The organism is Burkholderia sp. ABCPW 111, assembly GCF_000773065.1.
Lineage (GTDB): Bacteria > Pseudomonadota > Gammaproteobacteria > Burkholderiales > Burkholderiaceae > Burkholderia > Burkholderia savannae.
In genome coordinates, this window is sequence record NZ_JPWT01000001.1 from 223,875 (window position 1) to 240,452 (window position 16,578).

At 71.1% G+C, this 16,578-nt stretch carries 16 protein-coding genes; all 16 read right to left on the reverse strand.

Going from position 1 to position 16,578, the window contains the following annotated elements:
• Positions 1-33: 33 nt before the first annotated feature.
• Entirely contained in the window at positions 34-1,062 is a 1,029-nt protein-coding gene (locus X946_RS00830) for a pilus assembly protein TadG-related protein (protein WP_038743090.1), read from the reverse strand.
• Complete coding sequence (locus tag X946_RS00835) at positions 1,055-1,483, reverse strand: TadE/TadG family type IV pilus assembly protein (RefSeq protein ID WP_038743091.1); 429 nt, start codon at positions 1,481-1,483, stop codon at positions 1,055-1,057. Before X946_RS00835 ends, X946_RS00830 begins: the two co-directional genes overlap by 8 nt.
• On the reverse strand, positions 1,480-2,592 hold the full coding sequence (locus X946_RS00840; RefSeq protein WP_038743092.1) for a tetratricopeptide repeat protein: 1,113 nt from the start codon (positions 2,590-2,592) through the stop codon (positions 1,480-1,482). The genes X946_RS00835 and X946_RS00840 overlap by 4 nt, the downstream gene beginning before the upstream one ends.
• Positions 2,589-3,536, reverse strand: a complete 948-nt coding sequence (locus X946_RS00845; RefSeq protein ID WP_038743093.1) for a type II secretion system F family protein — start codon at positions 3,534-3,536, stop codon at positions 2,589-2,591. Before X946_RS00845 ends, X946_RS00840 begins: the two co-directional genes overlap by 4 nt.
• Entirely contained in the window at positions 3,533-4,519 is a 987-nt protein-coding gene (locus tag X946_RS00850) for a type II secretion system F family protein (RefSeq protein ID WP_038743094.1), read from the reverse strand. The genes X946_RS00845 and X946_RS00850 overlap by 4 nt, the downstream gene beginning before the upstream one ends.
• Positions 4,516-6,099, reverse strand: a complete 1,584-nt coding sequence (locus X946_RS00855) for a CpaF family protein (RefSeq protein ID WP_038743327.1) — start codon at positions 6,097-6,099, stop codon at positions 4,516-4,518. The genes X946_RS00850 and X946_RS00855 overlap by 4 nt, the downstream gene beginning before the upstream one ends.
• Positions 6,099-7,334 (reverse strand): AAA family ATPase, encoded by a 1,236-nt coding sequence (locus tag X946_RS00860; protein WP_038743095.1) that lies wholly within the window; start codon positions 7,332-7,334, stop codon positions 6,099-6,101. The genes X946_RS00855 and X946_RS00860 overlap by 1 nt, the downstream gene beginning before the upstream one ends.
• Positions 7,335-7,344: 10 nt before the next feature.
• Positions 7,345-7,791, reverse strand: a complete 447-nt coding sequence (locus tag X946_RS00865) for a CpaD family pilus assembly lipoprotein (RefSeq protein ID WP_038743096.1) — start codon at positions 7,789-7,791, stop codon at positions 7,345-7,347.
• 32 nt (positions 7,792-7,823) lie between these two features.
• Positions 7,824-9,281, reverse strand: coding sequence for a type II and III secretion system protein family protein (locus X946_RS00870; RefSeq protein WP_038743097.1), 1,458 nt, complete (start codon positions 9,279-9,281; stop codon positions 7,824-7,826).
• Positions 9,282-9,312: 31 nt separating this feature from the next.
• Positions 9,313-10,353: a Flp pilus assembly protein CpaB gene (cpaB, locus tag X946_RS00875; RefSeq protein ID WP_038743098.1), complete on the reverse strand. Its 1,041-nt coding sequence runs from the start codon at positions 10,351-10,353 to the stop codon at positions 9,313-9,315.
• Between the two features lie 12 nt (positions 10,354-10,365).
• Positions 10,366-10,845, reverse strand: a complete 480-nt coding sequence (locus X946_RS00880) for a prepilin peptidase (RefSeq protein ID WP_038743099.1) — start codon at positions 10,843-10,845, stop codon at positions 10,366-10,368.
• A gap of 64 nt (positions 10,846-10,909) precedes the next feature.
• Positions 10,910-11,101 carry a Flp family type IVb pilin gene (locus tag X946_RS00885; RefSeq protein ID WP_038743100.1) on the reverse strand — a complete coding sequence of 64 codons (192 nt, stop codon included), beginning with the start codon at positions 11,099-11,101 and terminating at the stop codon, positions 10,910-10,912.
• 489 nt (positions 11,102-11,590) lie between these two features.
• A complete protein-coding gene (locus X946_RS00890; protein WP_038743101.1) occupies positions 11,591-12,532 on the reverse strand; it encodes an ABC transporter permease in 942 nt (313 codons plus the stop codon).
• Entirely contained in the window at positions 12,529-13,362 is an 834-nt protein-coding gene (locus tag X946_RS00895; RefSeq protein WP_038743102.1) for an ABC transporter ATP-binding protein, read from the reverse strand. The genes X946_RS00890 and X946_RS00895 overlap by 4 nt, the downstream gene beginning before the upstream one ends.
• 311 nt (positions 13,363-13,673) lie before the next feature.
• Complete coding sequence (locus X946_RS00900; RefSeq protein ID WP_038743103.1) at positions 13,674-14,705, reverse strand: ABC transporter substrate-binding protein; 1,032 nt, start codon at positions 14,703-14,705, stop codon at positions 13,674-13,676.
• A 272-nt stretch (positions 14,706-14,977) separates the two neighbouring features.
• Complete coding sequence (locus X946_RS00905; RefSeq protein ID WP_038743104.1) at positions 14,978-16,282, reverse strand: MFS family transporter; 1,305 nt, start codon at positions 16,280-16,282, stop codon at positions 14,978-14,980.
• Positions 16,283-16,578: the final 296 nt, after the last annotated feature.

Genomic DNA, 16,578 nt, shown 5'->3' on the forward strand with positions numbered 1-16,578 from the left:
GCGCACCAATCCGCGGGCCGGCCCGCGCCGCGCTCAATACGCGAGACGCGGCGCGACGTACGCGCCGTACGCGGGCCCGACGCCGCCCGCGCTCGCCGGAATCCGGTAGCCGCCGACGAAGTGGCCGGTCACCGCCTTGATGTTCGCGCCGTCCGACGCGTCGATGTGGAACGCGGCGAACGCGACGACGGGCACGTAAGTCTTGCTGCTGATCTGCGTGGCCACCGGCACGACGACCGTCGCGCCGACCGGCACGTCGTAATAGAGCGCGGTCTTCACGCCGGGCTCGATCCAGATGGCGTCGCCGATCGAAAGCGGCGTCGGATTGCCGTTCGCCATCAGTGCGCGAACGGTCGGCACGTCGTTCGCGTTGACGAGAAACGACGTCCACTGCCCGGCATAGCAGGTGCCGCCGTATGTCTGGCCGTTGCCGACCTGGAACTCGTACGGCGCGCCCGTCGTCGGATCGACGCTCGGCGCGCCCGTCTGCGCGTTCCAGTACTGATCGAGCACGCACCGGTCGATGACCATCGGAAAGAGTCCGCCCGCGCCGACCGTCGACGGCGCTGCGGCGACCGCGACCGCCGTCGCCGCGGCGGGCGTGCCGACGAGGCCGAGGAAGCCGCCCATCAGCAGCGCGAGCGGCCCGCCGTTCTGGTCCGCCGCGCGCGTGACGGTCGTCTGCACGGCCGGCGCGTCGTACGCGCCGGGCACGAGCGTCGTGGGCTCGAGGCCGGCGGGCGTGCCCGTCAGGTTCCAGTAGCCCGTCTGCACGACGCCGACCGACAGCGTCGCGCCGTCGGCGGCGTTCAGCGGCAGCGCCGCGCTCGCCGCGCTCGCGGCGGCGGCCCATGCGGGCGCGCCCGGGCTCGACGAGAGCGACGCGGCGCCGGCGAGCGCGGCCGCGTCCGCCGCGTTCTGCAGTTCGTTGCGCGCGGCGGCGACGCGCGGCAAGTCGATCGCGAACGCGCCGAAGAGCAGCAGCACCGGCAGGAACAGCAGGAACCACAGCACGACGGAACCGCGCTCGCGGCGGCGCGCGGCGGCGCGACGCTCATTCATAGTTCATCACCGTCACGGCCGTCAGCGTGATCGGGCCCGTCAGCGAGCTCAGCGCCGAGCCGAGCACGAGGCCCTGATACGTGTAGCTCACGGTCACTTTCAGCGGGCTGCCGGGCGACGTGCCGGCCGACTGGTCGACGGCGACGACGGGCGCGCCGACCGTGCCGCCGCTCACGAGACTGCCTTGCGCGTACGACAGCGCGACGTTCTCGATGTCGGCCGCGGCCAGCTGCGGCACGCGCACGACGACGCCCGCGCGCGCGGCCTCGCGGCTCGCGTTGGTGATCACCGCCTTGTCGCAGAGAAGCAGGCTCGTGTCGACGATGCCGAACAGCACGAGCATCATGAACGGAAACGCCAGCACGAATTCGAGCGACACCACGCCGCGCTCGTCGTGCGCGAGGCGGGCCACGCGTGTCATTTGACGGCCTCCGCGCGAACGGGCGCGCGCCCGGCGTCGGCGACTGCGTCGGCAGCCGCGCCGTTTGCGCGGGCGCCGCCGGTCGCCCGCGCAGCGGCGGTCGCGCCGGCTTCGCCGGTCGCCGCTGTCGCCGCCGCGTCTGTGCCTGCCGCTGTAGCCCCCGTAGCCCCTGTAGCCCCCGTAGCCCCGGTCGTCGCGGCTGCCGCGCGCCGCTCGCGCACGTTGCGATAGAAGCGCAAGTTGTCCTCCGCCGACGCCGCCGGCAAATCGTGAACGAGAATGCGCTTCGCGGCCGCGTCGTTGCCGAGCATCCCGTACGCGAGTGCGAGATCCTCGCGCGCCTGCGCGGGCGCGTTCGGCAGCCCCGCGACGTCGAGCAGCACGTTCGCGCCTTCGCGCGCGCGATTCGCGAGCACGAGCGACAGGCCGAGATCGGTCCTGAGCGCCTGCGCGTCCGGATGGCGCGCGAGCGTCGCGCGATAGACGCGCTGCGCGTCGTCGTGCCGCCCCTGCAGATCCAGCACCGTGCCGAGGCCGGCGGCTGCCGCGATGTTCTCCGGATGCGCGCCGTGGAGCTTCGCGTAGCGCGCGAGCGCGTCGTCGAGACGGCGCTCGCGCAGCGCGACGCGCGCCAAGCCGAGCTGCGCGCGCGGATCGTCCGGCGCGGCTGCGGCGGCACCCGCGTACAGCACGCCGGCGCGCGCGAAGTCGCCCGTCTGGTACATCGCGTCGCCGAGCCCGACCTGCGCGGGCAGCGAACGCGGGTCGGCCTTCAGCGCGCGCTCGAAGAGCGTCGCCGCGAGCTCCGTGTTGCCGGCCGCGAGCGCGCTCTCGGCGACCGTCAGATCGCTGTCGCCGAGCGTGCCGCGCTGCGACATCAGCGGCCGCGGCTGTAACGCGCCATGGCTCGCGCAGCCCGCGAGCAGCGCCGCGCAAAAGAGCACGAGCGGCATCGCGCGGCGGATGCGGCCCGCGCGCCCCATGTGCGCGCCGCGCCCCTTAGTCCCCTCAGGCCCCTCAAGCTCCCCACGCTTTCCGTGCCGTCCGCGCCCGATGCGCGGCGCCGTGCATGCGCGATCGCATGCGTCGTCGAAATGTCGCTCGTTCATTTGTGGAACACCGCTATCAGTCGAATCACCGCCGGCCCCGCCGCGATCAATGCGACGGTCGGCATCACGAACAGCATCATCGGCAGCGTCATCTTCGGCGCGAGCTTCGCCGCCTTTTCCTCGAGCGCGATCATCTGCATCGCGCGCTCCGTGCGCGACAGCATCCGCAGCGACTGCGTGATCGGCGTGCCGTACTGCTGCGACTGCACGAGCGTCGTCACGAGCGCGCGCATCGACGGCAGGCCGATCCGCGCGGCCATCGCGTTGAGCGCGAACGCCGCGTCGCCGCCGATCTGCAGCTCGTCCGCGCAAACCGAGAATTCGTCGGCGAGCGGCGGGCAGATCGCCTTCAGCTCGGATGCGACGCGCCGCACCGCGACCGCGAGGCTGTTGCCCGCGTTCGTGCAGATCACGAGCAGATCGAGCGCGTCGGGCAGATACGCGGCGATCGTCTTCTGGCGGCGCGCAACCGCGAAGCCGAGCGCATGCTCGGGCAGCATCATGCCGATCACGAACGCGCCCGCCATCATCAGCGCGCGCAGCACGAAGTAGTCGCCGACGCGCGGCACGTGCGCGCCGACGACGAGCGCGGCGAGCCCCGCGCTCGCGCCGACGACGAGCTTGAGCCCCGCCATCACCGACACCGCGCGGCGTTCGCGAAACCCCGCGTTCGCGAGCCGCGCGGCGAGCTTCATCCGCTGCGTCGCATCGACGACGGGCACGCGCTCGCCGAGCGACGCGACCCGTTGCGCGACGCGCCGCGGCACGCTGCGCGCGCCGTCGCCGGCGCTCGCGTAGACGGCCGACGCGCGCGCGGCGCTCGAGCGCGCGCGCTGCGCGACGCGCCTGCGCATCGCGACGTCGCGCGCGAGCAGCCACGCGAGCAGCGCCGCGGCGGCGGCGAGCGCAACGAGGACGGCGATCGACAGCGCGGCGGGGTTCATCGCGACGTATCCAGGTTGGCGATCTTGCGAATCATCGCGAGACCGATCGTGAGCAGCACGGCGGCGAGGATCAGCATCTTGTGCCCCGCGCGCGTGTCGAACAGCAATGCGACGTACGGCCGATTGACGACGAACAGGAACGCGGCGATCGCGAACGGCACGGCCGCGATGATCTTGCTCGCGATGCGCCCTTCCGCCGTCAGCGCGCGCGTCTTCATCCGGATGTCGCGGCGCGTGCGGATGATGCCGGACAGGTTCTCGAGCGTCTCCGTCAGGTTGCCGCCCGTCTCGCGCTGCAGCACGAGGCACACGCCGAAGAACGAAAAGTCGGCGAGCTGCAGGCGCTCGGCCTGCCGCTCGAGCACATCCTTCAGATCCGCGCCGACGTGCAGCGCATCGCCCATCGCGCGGAACGTCGCGCGCACGGGCTCCTCGCTTTCGCGGCCCGCGGTGCCGATCGCCTGCGCGACCGGAATGCCCGCGCGCACCGCGCGGATGATGAGATCGAGCGTGTCCGGAAACACCGCGAGGAAACGCTGCTTGAAGCGCGCGATCAGGATTCGGTAGACGGCGCGCGCCGCGCCGGCCGCGAGCGACGCCGCGATCGCGACGCGCAGCCACGGCGCGGCGCCCGCGAGCGACGCGCCGATGAAGCCGGCGAGCGCCGCGAGCGCGGCCGCGATCGCGATCGCGCGCATGCCGCCGCTGCCCGCCGCGGTGCGCACGCGCTCGCCGCGCGCGCGCAGCCACGCGCGCAACACGCCGTCATCGCCGTCGCCGTGGGTGCGGGTGAACAGCTGCAAGCCGACGCGCGCCGCCTGCGCGGGCCGCGCCGCTGCGCGCGGATCGCGCAGCGCGTCGACGCGCGAGCGCACGCGCGCGGCGGGCCGCCGGCGCGCGAGATCGCGCAGCGCGCGCGCGATGAAGCCCGCGACGACGATCGCGAAGAACGCGCCGACGGCGACGACGTCCGCCGCGCTCACGGCTGCAACGCGCCGAGCAGCGCGCCCTCGAGCCCGTAATACGCGGCGCGCTGCGCGAACGCCGGACGCAGCGACGACGATTCGAACATGCCGTGCACCTGCTCCTGGAACGCGCTCGCGTCGTAGCGGAACGCGAACAGATCCTGCGTGATCACGACGTCGCCCTCCATCCCGGCGATCTCGGTCACGCGCGTGACGCGCCGCACGCCGTCGCGCATCCGCTCGATCTGCAGGATCATGTGCACCGCGCTCGCGATCTGGCGGCGGATCGACATGAGCGGCAGGTTGCCGTTGGCCATCATCACCATGCTTTCGAGGCGCGTGATCGCGTCGCGCGGCGTGTTCGCGTGGATCGTCGTCATCGAGCCGTCGTGGCCCGTGTTCATCGCCTGCAGCACGTCGAACGCCTCGGGGCCGCGCGTCTCGCCGAGGATGATCCGGTCGGGGCGCATGCGCAGCGCGTTGCGCACGAGATCGCGCTGCGACACGCCGCCCAGCCCCTCGCTGTTTTCCGGGCGGGTCTCGAGGCTCACGACGTGCGGCTGCTGCAACTGCAGCTCGGCCGCGTCCTCGATCGTCACGATGCGCTCGTGCGAATCGATGAAGTGCGACAGCGCGTTGAGCAGCGTCGTCTTGCCCGAGCCCGTTCCGCCCGAGATCACGATGTTGAGGCGGCACGCGCTCGCGATCTTCAGCACCTCGACCATCGGCTGCGACAGGTTGCCCTGCTGCGCCATCCGCGCGAGCGTGATGTTGCGCTTCGCGAACTTGCGGATCGAGATCGACGCGCCGCGAATCGCGATCGGCGGCAGCACGACGTTCACGCGGCTGCCGTCCGCGAGCCGCGCGTCGACCATCGGGCTGCTCTCGTCGACGCGCCGCCCGACCGCCGCGGCGATGCGCTGCGCGACGTTGATCACGTGTGCGTTGTCGCGAAACTTGAGCGGCGTGAGCTCGAGCTTGCCCGCGCGCTCGACGTACACCTGATCGGGCCCGTTCACGAGAATGTCGGTCACGCGCTCGTCCGCGAGGAGCGGCTCGATCGGGCCGACGCCGAACATGTCGTTGAGGATCTCGTCGACGATGAGCGCCTGCTCGGCGAGCGTCACGGTGAGGCGCTCGCGCGCGATCACGTCGGCGGCCGTCTGCTCGATGCCTTCGCGCACCTCCGCGCGCGACATCATCAGCGCGGCCGACATGTTCATCGACGAGAACACGACCGCGCGGATCGTCTTGAACGTCTCCGAGCGGATCAGCGCCTCGTGGCGGTCTTGCGCGTGACCGTCGCGATCGTCGTGATCGTCGTGATCGTCGCGATGGTCGCGATGGTCGACATTGCCGGCATTGCCGCGATCGTCACGCGGCGCAGGCGGGGCCGCGGGCGGCGCGCCGCTTCCCTGCCGCGCGTCGGCGGGCGAATTCGCGCGCGGCGCGCGGGCCTCGTCTTGTGCGTGCGACCGGCCGCCGGCGTCGGCCGTCGTCGCGTCGGCCCAGGCGCCGGGCGCGGCGGCGTCCGCGAACTCGCGCGCGTCGCGGCCCGCGCCGGGAACGAACGAAGACGAAACGCGCCGGCCGAACATCACCGCCTCCCGCGCGCGCCGGCGAGCCGCGCGTACCACGGCCGGCGTTCGGCGGGCGCCGCATCCGCGCCCGTCAGCCCTTGCGCGAGCGCGACGATGCCGGCCGCGAACGCACCGCCGCGCGCCGCGTCGAGCGCCGCGCCGAGGTTCTCCGCGACGGCGAGCGTCTGCGGCTCGTACGGCAGCTCGAGCATCGACGCGCGCCCGACCGCGCGCGCGAAATCGGCCGCCTCGACGCGACCGCGCACCGGTTGCTGCGCGTTGTTGAGAATCAGCGACGCGTGCGCGCCGCCGTCGCGGGCCTCCGCATGGCGCAACAGCCGGGCCGCCTCGCGCGCCGCATGCACCGAGCGGTCGGCGACGATGTAGACGTTCGCGCACGCGGCGAGCGCGTCGTCGACGAGCCGCCCCGCGCGTTCCGGCAGGTCGAGCAGCACGTAATGGAACTGATGCCTGAGCGCGCCGACGAGCCCCGCGATCGCGCCCGCGCGCAGCGGCGGCTCGCTGTCGTACGGCAGCTCGGCCGACAGCACGAACAGCCGGTCGCTCTGCGCGACCATCGCCTGGTTGATCAGTTGCGCATCGAGCCGCTGCGGATTCTGCAGCAGCTCGACGAGCCCCTGGTTGCTGACGACGCCGAACATCGAGCACGCCGCGCCGCCGTGGCAGTCGAGATCGACATACGCGACGCGGCGGCGCGTGCGCTCCGCGAGATGGCGCGCGAGCGAGACCGCGATGCTCGTCACGCCGACGCCGCCGCGCGCGCCGACGAAGCCGATCGCCTTGCCCGTGCGCGCGGCCGCGCCCGGATCGGCCGCGCTCAGCGCGCGATGCACGAGCTCGACGGTCAGCGGCTTGACGAGATAGTCGCGCACGCCGACGCGCAGCATGTTGCGGAACAGGCCGACGTCGTTGTGCTCGCCGACCACGATCACGTTCACCGACGGATCGCAGACGTCGGCGAGCCGCGCGAGATCGGACAGCGGCATCGCCGCGCCCGACACGTCGACGATCAGGTGCTGCGGCCCGTGCGCGAGATCGCGCATCAGCGCGATCGCGTCGTCGATCGAACCGCGCGCGACGTGCGCGCCCGCCATCGCCTGATCAACGATCAGATTGCGGATCACTTCGTCGCTTGCCGGGTCGGCGACGATCGCGATCAGGCGCGCGCCGCTCGCCGCCGCGCGCAGGTCTTTCGCGCGCGACGCGCCGCTCATCAGGTCGAATGCGCCCATCTCGCCTCCGTCAATGCGTGACGGCGGTGGTCGTCGACGTCGCGTTGAGCGGCGTCGTCCGGCCTTCGTCGTAGCGGCGCACCGCGCTCGCGCCGAGCGCCGCGTCCGCGCCCGCGTAAGGCAGCGGCGCGACGAGATCGGCGGGGCGCGCGAGCATCGCCGCGAGGTTGCCGTAGGTCGCGCAGCCGAAGCTCACGCCGGGCCGCGCGCGGCCCGCGTCGATCATCTGCGAGCGCTGCTCGAGCGCCGCGCAGTCGGGCGCGCGCGCGAGCCCGGTGCGCGCGTCGTAGCCGATCGCCGACGCGTCCGGCATCCCGTACGGCGGATGGCCGGACATGCAGCCGGCGAGCGCCGCGAGCGCCGCCGCCGCGCACGCCGCCGCCGCTCGGCGAGCGCGGTGCGCGCCGTGTGCGCCGTGCGCGCGGCGGCGCGGCTTGGGTTCCGATCGAATCGCCATCGAATGCCTCCGTGAAACGCTGTCTTGCGGCGTCAGTAGACGAATCCCGCCGGTCCCGCGAGCCGCGGCGCGTCGCCGCCGAGCGGATCGATGCCGAGCGAGCGTTGCAGCACGAACTCGATATCGCTGCTCGGCCGCGTGACGTCGTCGAGCGCGTCGCGCAGCTCGCCCGGATTCGCGGGCTGCACGATGTACGGCGTAACGATCACGACCACTTCCGTCTTGTCGTTCAGATAATTGCGCGACGAGAACAGCTTGCCGAGCACCGGCAGCCGCGAGAGCCCCGGCAGCTCGGCGAGCACGTCGCTGCTCTTGCTCTGCAGCAGCCCGCCGATCGCGAAGCTCTGCCCGCTCGACAGCTCGACCGTCGTGTCGACGCGCCGCACCGTGAGCGCCGGCACCTTGACGCTGCCCGTCGTCACGCTGTTGGTCGGATCGATTTCGCTCACTTCCGGGCGCACCTTGAGGCTGATCCGGTTGTCGGCGAGCACGGTCGGCGTGAAGTCGAGCGACACGCCGTAGGGCTTGAACTGGATCGTGATCGCGCCCGTCGTGTCCTGCGCGACCGGAACCGGGAACTCGCCGCCCGCGAGAAAGCTCGCGGTCTGGCCGGAGATCGCGGTCAGGTTCGGCTCGGCGAGCATCGTGATGAGGCCCTCCTGGTCGAGCGCGTCGAGCACGCCGTCGATCGAGTAGCGCGACGTGTGAAAGCCGCCCAGCACCGAGAACGCGCCCGACGGCGACAGATCGAACGCCTTCGACGTCGTGTCGAACAGCGTGCGGCCGTTGAACAGCCCGCCGACGAAATTGCCGCTCGAGCCGAGCGCGCTCCAGTTGATGCCGAGCTGCTGCGTGACGTTGCGGTCGACCTCGGTGATCCGCACGCGCAGATGCACCTGAATCGGCCTCTCGAGCGCCAGCCGGTTCACGAGCGATTCCTGCTGGCGCAGATAAGGCTTGAGCGTCTCCACCACGGCGTCCGCGTCGGATGCGCTCGGCACGCGGCCGCTCACCATCAGCGAGCCCGGCGCGCCCGCGAGCGTCAGATGCAGTTGCGGGAAGCGCGCGTCGAGGATGCGCTGCAGCGACGGCGTGTCGACGTCGACGACGACGGTCTCGCGCAGGATCGTCCGGTTGTTCGCGCCGAGCGCGAAGAGCGTCGTCGTGCCGGCCTTCTTGCCGAGCACGAACACGGCCTGCGACGTCGGCACGTGCACGTCGGCGACGTCCGGGTCCGCGACGAACACCGCAACCGCGGGCTCCGGCAGCTTCACCATCTCGCCGCCGCCCGCGGGCACGGCGAGCACGCGCGCGGGCTCGGCCGCGCGCGCGGGCCGAAGCGCGGCGCTCGTGCAGAGCGCCGCGGCGAGCCATAACAGCGCGGCGGCCGCATTGCGTCGTCGCGCGTGCGTGCGCGTTCGCGCACGCAGCGCGTGCGGCGCCGCCGAAGCCGTTTGCCGCACGCCGATCGCGTCGATCACACTCATCATTTCGATTCGCCCTCCTGATCGATCGACACTTTCATGCCGCCGGACGCGCGCCGCCCGACGGGCTCGCCGCGCCCGGCAGCGGCGGCAGCGTCGGGATCGGCGGTGTGCCGCTCGGCAGCGGCGCGCCCGCGCCGGCGCCCGCCGCGTCGCCCTGCTTCGAGCCGCGATAGACGAGCACCTGCCGCTCGCCCCCCGCATGCGCGGCGCCGATGCGGCGCGGCAGCGCGGGCGTCGCGGTGGGCGGCTCGGCGCGCAGCGCGCGCGACACGTCGCCCGCCCACACGGGCGGCGCGGGCGGCTCGGGCGACGGCGCGGCGCCCGCGCCGCGATCGGCCGTCGCGAAGCTGCGCAACGCGAGCGACAGCGCCCCCAGATGCGCGCCGACCGCGACCACCTGCGCATCGTGCGAGCTCACCTCGAACGTCACCGTGCGCGCACGCGTGTTCGGCTGCGCGGCGTCGTCCTTCGGACGCTGGAACGCGGAGCCCACCGCGAGCACGCGCACGCGCGCGACGATCGTCTCCGACTCGACCGCGCGCTCCGGGGCGACGCTCGCGCCGCCCGGCGCGGCGAGCTGCTGCGTGAGCAGCACGTCGACGTAGTCGCCCGGTTGAATGAGGCCCGCATTGCCCGACACGTCGTCGATCGCGACCGAGATCGCACGCATGCCGGGCTTGAGCGCGGCCGCGAGAAACCCGGGCGCGCTCGGCGAAATCACGTCGGCGGGGCCGAGTGGCGCACCCGCGCGCGCCGGATGGCGCAGCAGATCGCCCTTCAGATCGCCCGTGGCCGCCGCGCTCGCACCGGCGGCCGCGCTCGCGCCGTTGCCGCGCGCATCGCCGTCGATCAGCGCGCCGGCGGGCGCCTCGCCGCGGGCCATCGTCTTCCAGCCGAGATCGGCGTCGCGCAGCAGCAGGCCGGCCGGGAGATCGGCGGCCGCAACGCGCACGCGCACCTGTTGCGGCGGCGCGGCCGCGCGCGGCCGGGACGCCGCGACATACAACGCGCGAAACAGGAACGCGCCGACCACGGCGACGAGAAGCAGGCCGGCGAGCTTGAGGAAATGGGACATGTCGGCCACCTGTCATCCGGCGCATGCGGGCAGCCGGCATGCGGCGGGCGCCCACACGGCGACAAGACCGCCCGCCGCGAGCGCGACGCCGTACGGAACGCCGCGCGCCGGCGCGAACCACGCGAGCCGATGCGGCGCGCGCGCAGCCGCGACGCACACCGCGCCGACGGCGAGACCGCCCGTGCCGATCGCGAACGCGACCGGCCATGCGTAAGCGGGGCCCGCCCAAAGAAACACCGCGGCCGCCAGCTTGACGTCGCCTCCGGCGATCCAGCCGAGGCGGAACATCGATGCGCCCAGCACGAAAGCGAGCGCGCCGAGCGCCGCATGCGCGGCGAAGCCGCCGTCGCCCGGCACGCCCGCGAGCGCTTGCGCGCAATACAGCGCGCCGACGAGCGCGACCGCGCACGTGGCGAGCCGCCGCGTGCGCAGATCGGCGAGCGCGAGCGACGCGAGCGTCCAACTGGCGACGAGCTTGAGCGGGAGAATCATCGGCGTTCGTGTAATCGGGGAAAGTCGGCCGGCTGCGCCGCAGCGGCGGCGCCGGCCGTTCGTCTCAATGGCCGTTGGTCTGTACGCTCGTCACCTTGGTGATCATGTTCTGAAACAGTTCCGGCAGACCGGAACCGCCGCCGAAAATGGCGCCTGCCGCAGCGACTGCCACAACCACGATGCCGGCCAGCACCGAATATTCGAGTGCGCTGACCCCGCGCTCGTCGCGCAAGAGCGATTGGATGAAACGCAGCATGAGAGTCTCCTGAAAGAACGGCGGTGGGATCTGTGCGCCGTGGGTACGGCGCCGGAAAGAGACACTTTCCACGTTGCATAACGGGCACAACGCAAACGTTCCGCAGTGGGGCAAACCCTCATTCGCACAATTTACTTTGGAATCCGATGCAAGCTTCGAAGGCAATGCGAAATGCAAACGTCAGCTTCCGACGCTGCTCAATCGAATGAAGAAATGCGGAGCGAGCCGCGAATGAAGGGCTGCGGACGATTCGGCATACGAAACGAACGACGGGACGAGGCCGGCCGCATGGCGGCGGCATCGATCCGGAATGAACGACGGGACTTGGCCGATAGCGCGATAGCGCGGTGGCGCGGTGGCGCGGTGGCGCGGTGGCGCGGTGGCAAGATAGCGCGATGAGCTGCGCACGCACGCGCAGCGCGGACAAACGCGCAGTCTTTCGTCCGCCCCGGTCACGTCCGCCGCTTGCGCCGCTTTCGCGATGACGCGCTACTGCGCGTGAACGCCCCAGCGCCTGACGGTCGCGCGCTCGAGTGCATCGAACACGCCATGCTCGACGACGAGCCCGATCACGATCACCGCGGCGAGCCCGGCGAACACGCGATCGGTATAGAGCTCGTTGCGGTTCTGGAAGATGTACCAGCCGAGCCCGCCGCCGCCCGCGCTCGCGCCGAACACGAGCTCGGCCGCGATCAGCGTGCGCCACGCGAACGCCCAGCCGACCCGCAGCCCCGCGAGAATCGACGGCAGCGCGGCCGGAATCAGGATCGCGACCACGTGGCGCACGCCCGTCAGCCCGTAGTTGCGGCCGACCATCCTGAGCGTCGCGGGCACCGCCTGAAATCCCGCGAACGTGTTCAGCGCGAGCGGCCAAAGCACCGCATGCACGAGCACGAACAGCAGGCTGCCCGTGCCGAGGCCGAACCACAGCAATGCGAGCGGCAGCAACGCGATCGACGGCAGCGGATTGAACATCGCGGTCAGCATCGTCAGAAGATCACGGCCGACGCGCGTCGTCGCCGCGAGCGCGCTCAGCAAGAACGCGCTCGCGACGCCGAGCGCGTAGCCGCGCAACAGCACCGACAGCGACGCCGCGATCTTCGCCGGCAACTCGCCGTTCGCGATGCCCTGAGCAAAGGCGAGCGCGGTCGCGGTGAAGGTCGGCAGCAGCAGATCGTTGTCGATCGCGCGCGCGGCGATTTCCCATCCGGCGATCAGCACGAGCGCGATCAGCGCCTTGCGCAGCCATCCGGACTCACGCAGACGCGCAATCGTCGAACGCCGCACGAGCGGCGCGGCGACTCCACCGTTTTCGCCCGCGGCTGACACATCGCCGGCTCGAGCGCCCGCCGCGCAGGCAACCGGCGCGAGCGCGACCTCGTACTCGTCGCGCACGGGCGGCTCGATTCGCGCATTCGTACTCGCGCTCATGCCGGCGCGCCCTGCTCGTCGAACAATAGCCGATGAATCCGGCCGGCCATTTGCTGAAAGTCCGCACATGCGACGCTGCGCTCGTCGAAACGATGGCTGTTGAGCTCCGCGCGCACGCGCCCCGGATGCGGCGACAGCAACAGGATACGATTGCCGATCACGAGCGCCTCCTCGATCGAATGCGTGACGAACAGCAGCGTGAAGCGCGCGTCGTCCCACAGCCGCAGCAGTTCGTGCTGCATGCGCCGGCGCGTGAGCGCGTCCAGCGCGGCGAACGGCTCGTCCATCAACAGCACGCGCGGCTGCATCGCGAGCGCGCGCGCGATTGCGACACGCTGCTTCATCCCGCCCGACAGCGTGTGCGGATAGGCGTCGGCGAACGCGGCGAGGCCCACCTTGTCGAGCGCCGCACGCGCGCGCTCGGCGGCCTCGCCGCGCGGCAGCTTCTTCGCGGCGCGCAGCGCAAACGCCACGTTCTCGAGCACCGTCTTCCACGGCGGCAGTTGATCGAATTCCTGGAACACGACGATCCGATCGGCGCCCGGCCCGCGCACCGGTTCGCCGGCGAGCGTGATCGTGCCTTCGGCGGGGGCGACGAAGCCCGCGATCGCCTTCAGCAACGTCGACTTGCCGCATCCGGACGGCCCCAGCAGCACGAAGCGATCCGCGCCGTAGACATCGAAGCTGACCTGCTGCGTCGCGCGCACGGCGCGCTCGCGGCTGCGATATTCGAGCGTCACGCGATCGACGGCGAGCAGCTTGCCGCTCGTCGCCTGCCCGCGCGCCGCGTCGGCCGGATTCGAAAACAGGGTTGACGGTTCTGCCGCCACGCGTCGCACTCCATCGAGTTCCCGCCGGGACGATGCAAAAAAATGCCCGCTGTGAAAGCGGGCGAGAATCCCAGTCAAGGAGGTGTCACACGAACTACGAGTTCAGATTAAGGCCCGTGGGCGCTCTCCACAACGAAGCATTTTCGATATCGATATCGCGCGCGCCGCATTGACGTTGGCGCGACGCCGCGCGCGGGCCGGGCGGGCCGCCCGTCGTCTTGCCGCCCGGCCTCGCCATCTCACCGTCTCGCATCCCCGCCGTCTCGCGCAGGACCTGCGAGCCGCCCGGCCCGGCGCGAACGGCTCGCGCGTCAACTGCCCTGCGCGGTCGCGGGATCGTCGAAGAAATAATCGCGCCAGGTCTTCGGCTCGTTGCGGATCGCACCGACGCGATGCATGAACCGCGCGAGCGCGAGCGTATTTTGCGGGGCGATCCTGAACTGCACCTGCGGATCGTTGACGATCTTCAGCAGCAGCGCACGGTCCGCCTTCGAGCCGTTCACGCGCAGATACGCGTCGACCGCGCCGTCCGGATGCGCCTGCACGTAGCGCGCCGCCTGCGAGAGCGCCGCGACGAACGCGCGGTAGGTCTTCGGATTGTCGCGGCGGAATTTCTCGGTCGCGTACAGCACCGTCGACGAACTCGGGCCGCCGAGCACGTCATACGAGCTCAGCACGACGTGCGCGTTCGGATTGCCCGCGAGCTCCAGCTCCTGGAACGGCGAATTGCCGAAATGCGCGGTGATCTCGGTGCCGCCCGCGATGATCGCGGCCGCCGCATCCGGATGCGGGACCGCCTGCGTCAGCCGGTCGAGCCGATCGTACGCGCGATCGCCCCAGCGCTGCGCGGCCGCGAACTGCAGCACGCGCGACTGCACCGACACCGTCACCGCGGGCACCGCAATGCGGTCGCGCTCGGTGAAATCGGCGATCGTCTTCACGCGCGGATTGTTGCTGACGAGGTAGTACGGCAGGTTGCCGAGCGACGCGACGCCCTTCACGTTCTGCCGGCCGCGCGTGCGGTCCCAGATCGTCAGTAGCGGCCCGACGCCCGCGCCCGCGATGTCGATCGAGCCGGACAACAGCGCATCGTTGATCGCCGCTCCGCCCGAGAGCTTCACCCAGTCGACGTCGATCGCGACGCCTTCGGCGCGCCCCGCCTGCTCGATCAGATGCTGGTCGCGCGCGACGTTCAGCAGCAGATAGACGATGCCGAACTGCTCGGCGATTCGGATGCGCCCCTCGGCGCGGGCCGCGGGCGCGGCGAGAAACGATGCGGCGGCGAGCGCGGCGGCCAGCACGGCCGCGAGCGGGCGCCGCCCGAAGAACGATGCGCGTGTCATGACGACTCCATGAATTCCGTCGAGACAGCGAATCTAGGGGCGCCTGTGCGCCCGGGTCAACGAAGCAAATCCGCTACGCTTATCGGCTGCGACGATAACGGCGCGCGCGCGAACGGCACGACACGCGCAAAAAAAAACGGCGCTTCGCGATGACGCGAAACGCCGTCTTTCCCGCGCGCGACGCAGGCTGCCCGCAGGCGTCGCGCGCATTCGACATCGCTTCGCGCGGCGAGCGCCGAACCGGCCTTCGCCCGCCGCGCGGCGGCCCGCGATCAGGGCTCGTTGCGCAGATACCCTTCCCTGCTCGGATCGCGCATGCGCCACGACACGAAGAGCGAGATCGCGCAGAGCACGGTCACGTACCAGTAGAAGCTCGATTCGCTGCCGACCGACTTGAACCACAGCGCGACATACTCGGCCGAGCCGCCGAAGATCGCGTTGGCGACCGCGTACGACAGCCCGACGCCCATCGCGCGCACTTCGGGCGGGAACATCTCGGCCTTGATGAGGCCGCTGATCGACGTGTAGAAGCTGACGATCGCGAGCGCGACGACGATGAGGCCGAACGCCGCGAACGGGCTCGTCACGCCGCCCAACGCATGCATCAGCGGCACGGTGCCGATCACGGCGCCCGTGCCGAACAGGATCATCGACTTCCGGCGGCCGATCTTGTCCGACAGCGCGCCGAACACCGGCTGCATCAGCATGTAGACGAAGAGCGCGGCCGTCATCACGTTGCTCGCGGTCTTCGCATGCATGCCTGCAGTGTTGACGAGGTACTTCTGCATGTACGTCGTGAACGTGTAGAAGATCAGCGAGCCGCCGGCCGTGAAGCCGACCACCGTCAGGAACGCGCCCTTGTGCTGCCACACGCCGCGAATCGTGCCGGCGTCCTTCGCCTTGCGCGACTCGCTCGTCGACGTCTCGTCGAGCGACTTGCGCAGGTACAGCGAGATCAGCGCGGCCGCCGCGCCGACGACGAACGGAATGCGCCAGCCCCACGCCTTCAGTTCGGCGGCCGAGAGCGTCTGCTGCAGGATCACGAGCACGAGGAGCGCGCAGAGCTGGCCGCCGATCAGCGTCACGTACTGGAACGACGCGAAGAAGCCGCGGCGGCCCTTGAGCGCCACCTCGCTCATGTAGGTCGCGCTCGTGCCGTATTCGCCGCCGACCGACAGGCCCTGGAACAGCCGCGCGACGAGCAGCAGGAACGGCGCGAGCGCGCCGATCTGCGCATACGTCGGCAGCACCGCGATCACGAGCGAGCCGCCGCACATCATCAGCACCGAGATCATCATCGCTGCGCGGCGGCCGTGCTTGTCCGCGATCCGGCCGAACAGCCAGCCGCCGATCGGACGCATCAGGAAGCCCGCTGCGAACACGCCCGCCGTGTTGAGCAGCTGCGTCGTCGTGTTGCCGTTCGGAAAGAACGCCGGCGCGAAATACAGCGCGCAGAACGAGTAGATGTAGAAGTCGAACCACTCGACGAGGTTGCCCGACGATGCGCCGACGATCGCGAGCACGCGACGCCGGACGTCTTGCCGCGTGACGGCGGCGACGGCGGTCTGGTCATTCATGGATGGGTCTTTTCCTTGAAGTTCTCTGGATGGCCTGGCGGTGACGATCTGCCGCCTTCTTGTTCGACGCACGCGGTGATACCGGTTCCACCTCGGCGTGGCGGCGATTTTAGCGAAATGTAATCTATCTGGCTGCCCGGGATCGCCCCGATGTCAAAAAATAATTTCCGCTCGGCCGGCCATTCAACGAAAACGCGAGCCGGGCGGCTCGCGTTTCGTGCAAGGTGGCGCCGCGCAAGCGGCGGCCGGAGCGAGGGCCACGCCGACGATATCGCCGATATCCACCGATATCGCCG

Bases quoted from the DNA above. Each gene is read 5' to 3' on its own strand.
- X946_RS00830 (WP_038743090.1), bottom strand. From the start codon at position 1,062: ATGAATGAGCGTCGCGCCGCCGCGCGCCGCCGCGAGCGCGGTTCCGTC.
- X946_RS00835 (WP_038743091.1), bottom strand. From the start codon at position 1,483: ATGACACGCGTGGCCCGCCTCGCGCACGACGAGCGCGGCGTGGTGTCG.
- X946_RS00840 (WP_038743092.1), bottom strand. From the start codon at position 2,592: ATGAACGAGCGACATTTCGACGACGCATGCGATCGCGCATGCACGGCG.
- X946_RS00845 (WP_038743093.1), bottom strand. From the start codon at position 3,536: ATGAACCCCGCCGCGCTGTCGATCGCCGTCCTCGTTGCGCTCGCCGCC.
- X946_RS00855 (WP_038743327.1), bottom strand. From the start codon at position 6,099: ATGTTCGGCCGGCGCGTTTCGTCTTCGTTCGTTCCCGGCGCGGGCCGC.
- X946_RS00860 (WP_038743095.1), bottom strand. From the start codon at position 7,334: ATGGGCGCATTCGACCTGATGAGCGGCGCGTCGCGCGCGAAAGACCTG.
- X946_RS00865 (WP_038743096.1), bottom strand. From the start codon at position 7,791: ATGGCGATTCGATCGGAACCCAAGCCGCGCCGCCGCGCGCACGGCGCA.
- X946_RS00870 (WP_038743097.1), bottom strand. From the start codon at position 9,281: ATGATGAGTGTGATCGACGCGATCGGCGTGCGGCAAACGGCTTCGGCG.
- cpaB (WP_038743098.1), bottom strand. From the start codon at position 10,353: ATGTCCCATTTCCTCAAGCTCGCCGGCCTGCTTCTCGTCGCCGTGGTC.
- X946_RS00880 (WP_038743099.1), bottom strand. From the start codon at position 10,845: ATGATTCTCCCGCTCAAGCTCGTCGCCAGTTGGACGCTCGCGTCGCTC.
- X946_RS00885 (WP_038743100.1), bottom strand. From the start codon at position 11,101: ATGCTGCGTTTCATCCAATCGCTCTTGCGCGACGAGCGCGGGGTCAGC.
- X946_RS00890 (WP_038743101.1), bottom strand. From the start codon at position 12,532: ATGAGCGCGAGTACGAATGCGCGAATCGAGCCGCCCGTGCGCGACGAG.
- X946_RS00900 (WP_038743103.1), bottom strand. From the start codon at position 14,705: ATGACACGCGCATCGTTCTTCGGGCGGCGCCCGCTCGCGGCCGTGCTG.
- X946_RS00905 (WP_038743104.1), bottom strand. From the start codon at position 16,282: ATGAATGACCAGACCGCCGTCGCCGCCGTCACGCGGCAAGACGTCCGG.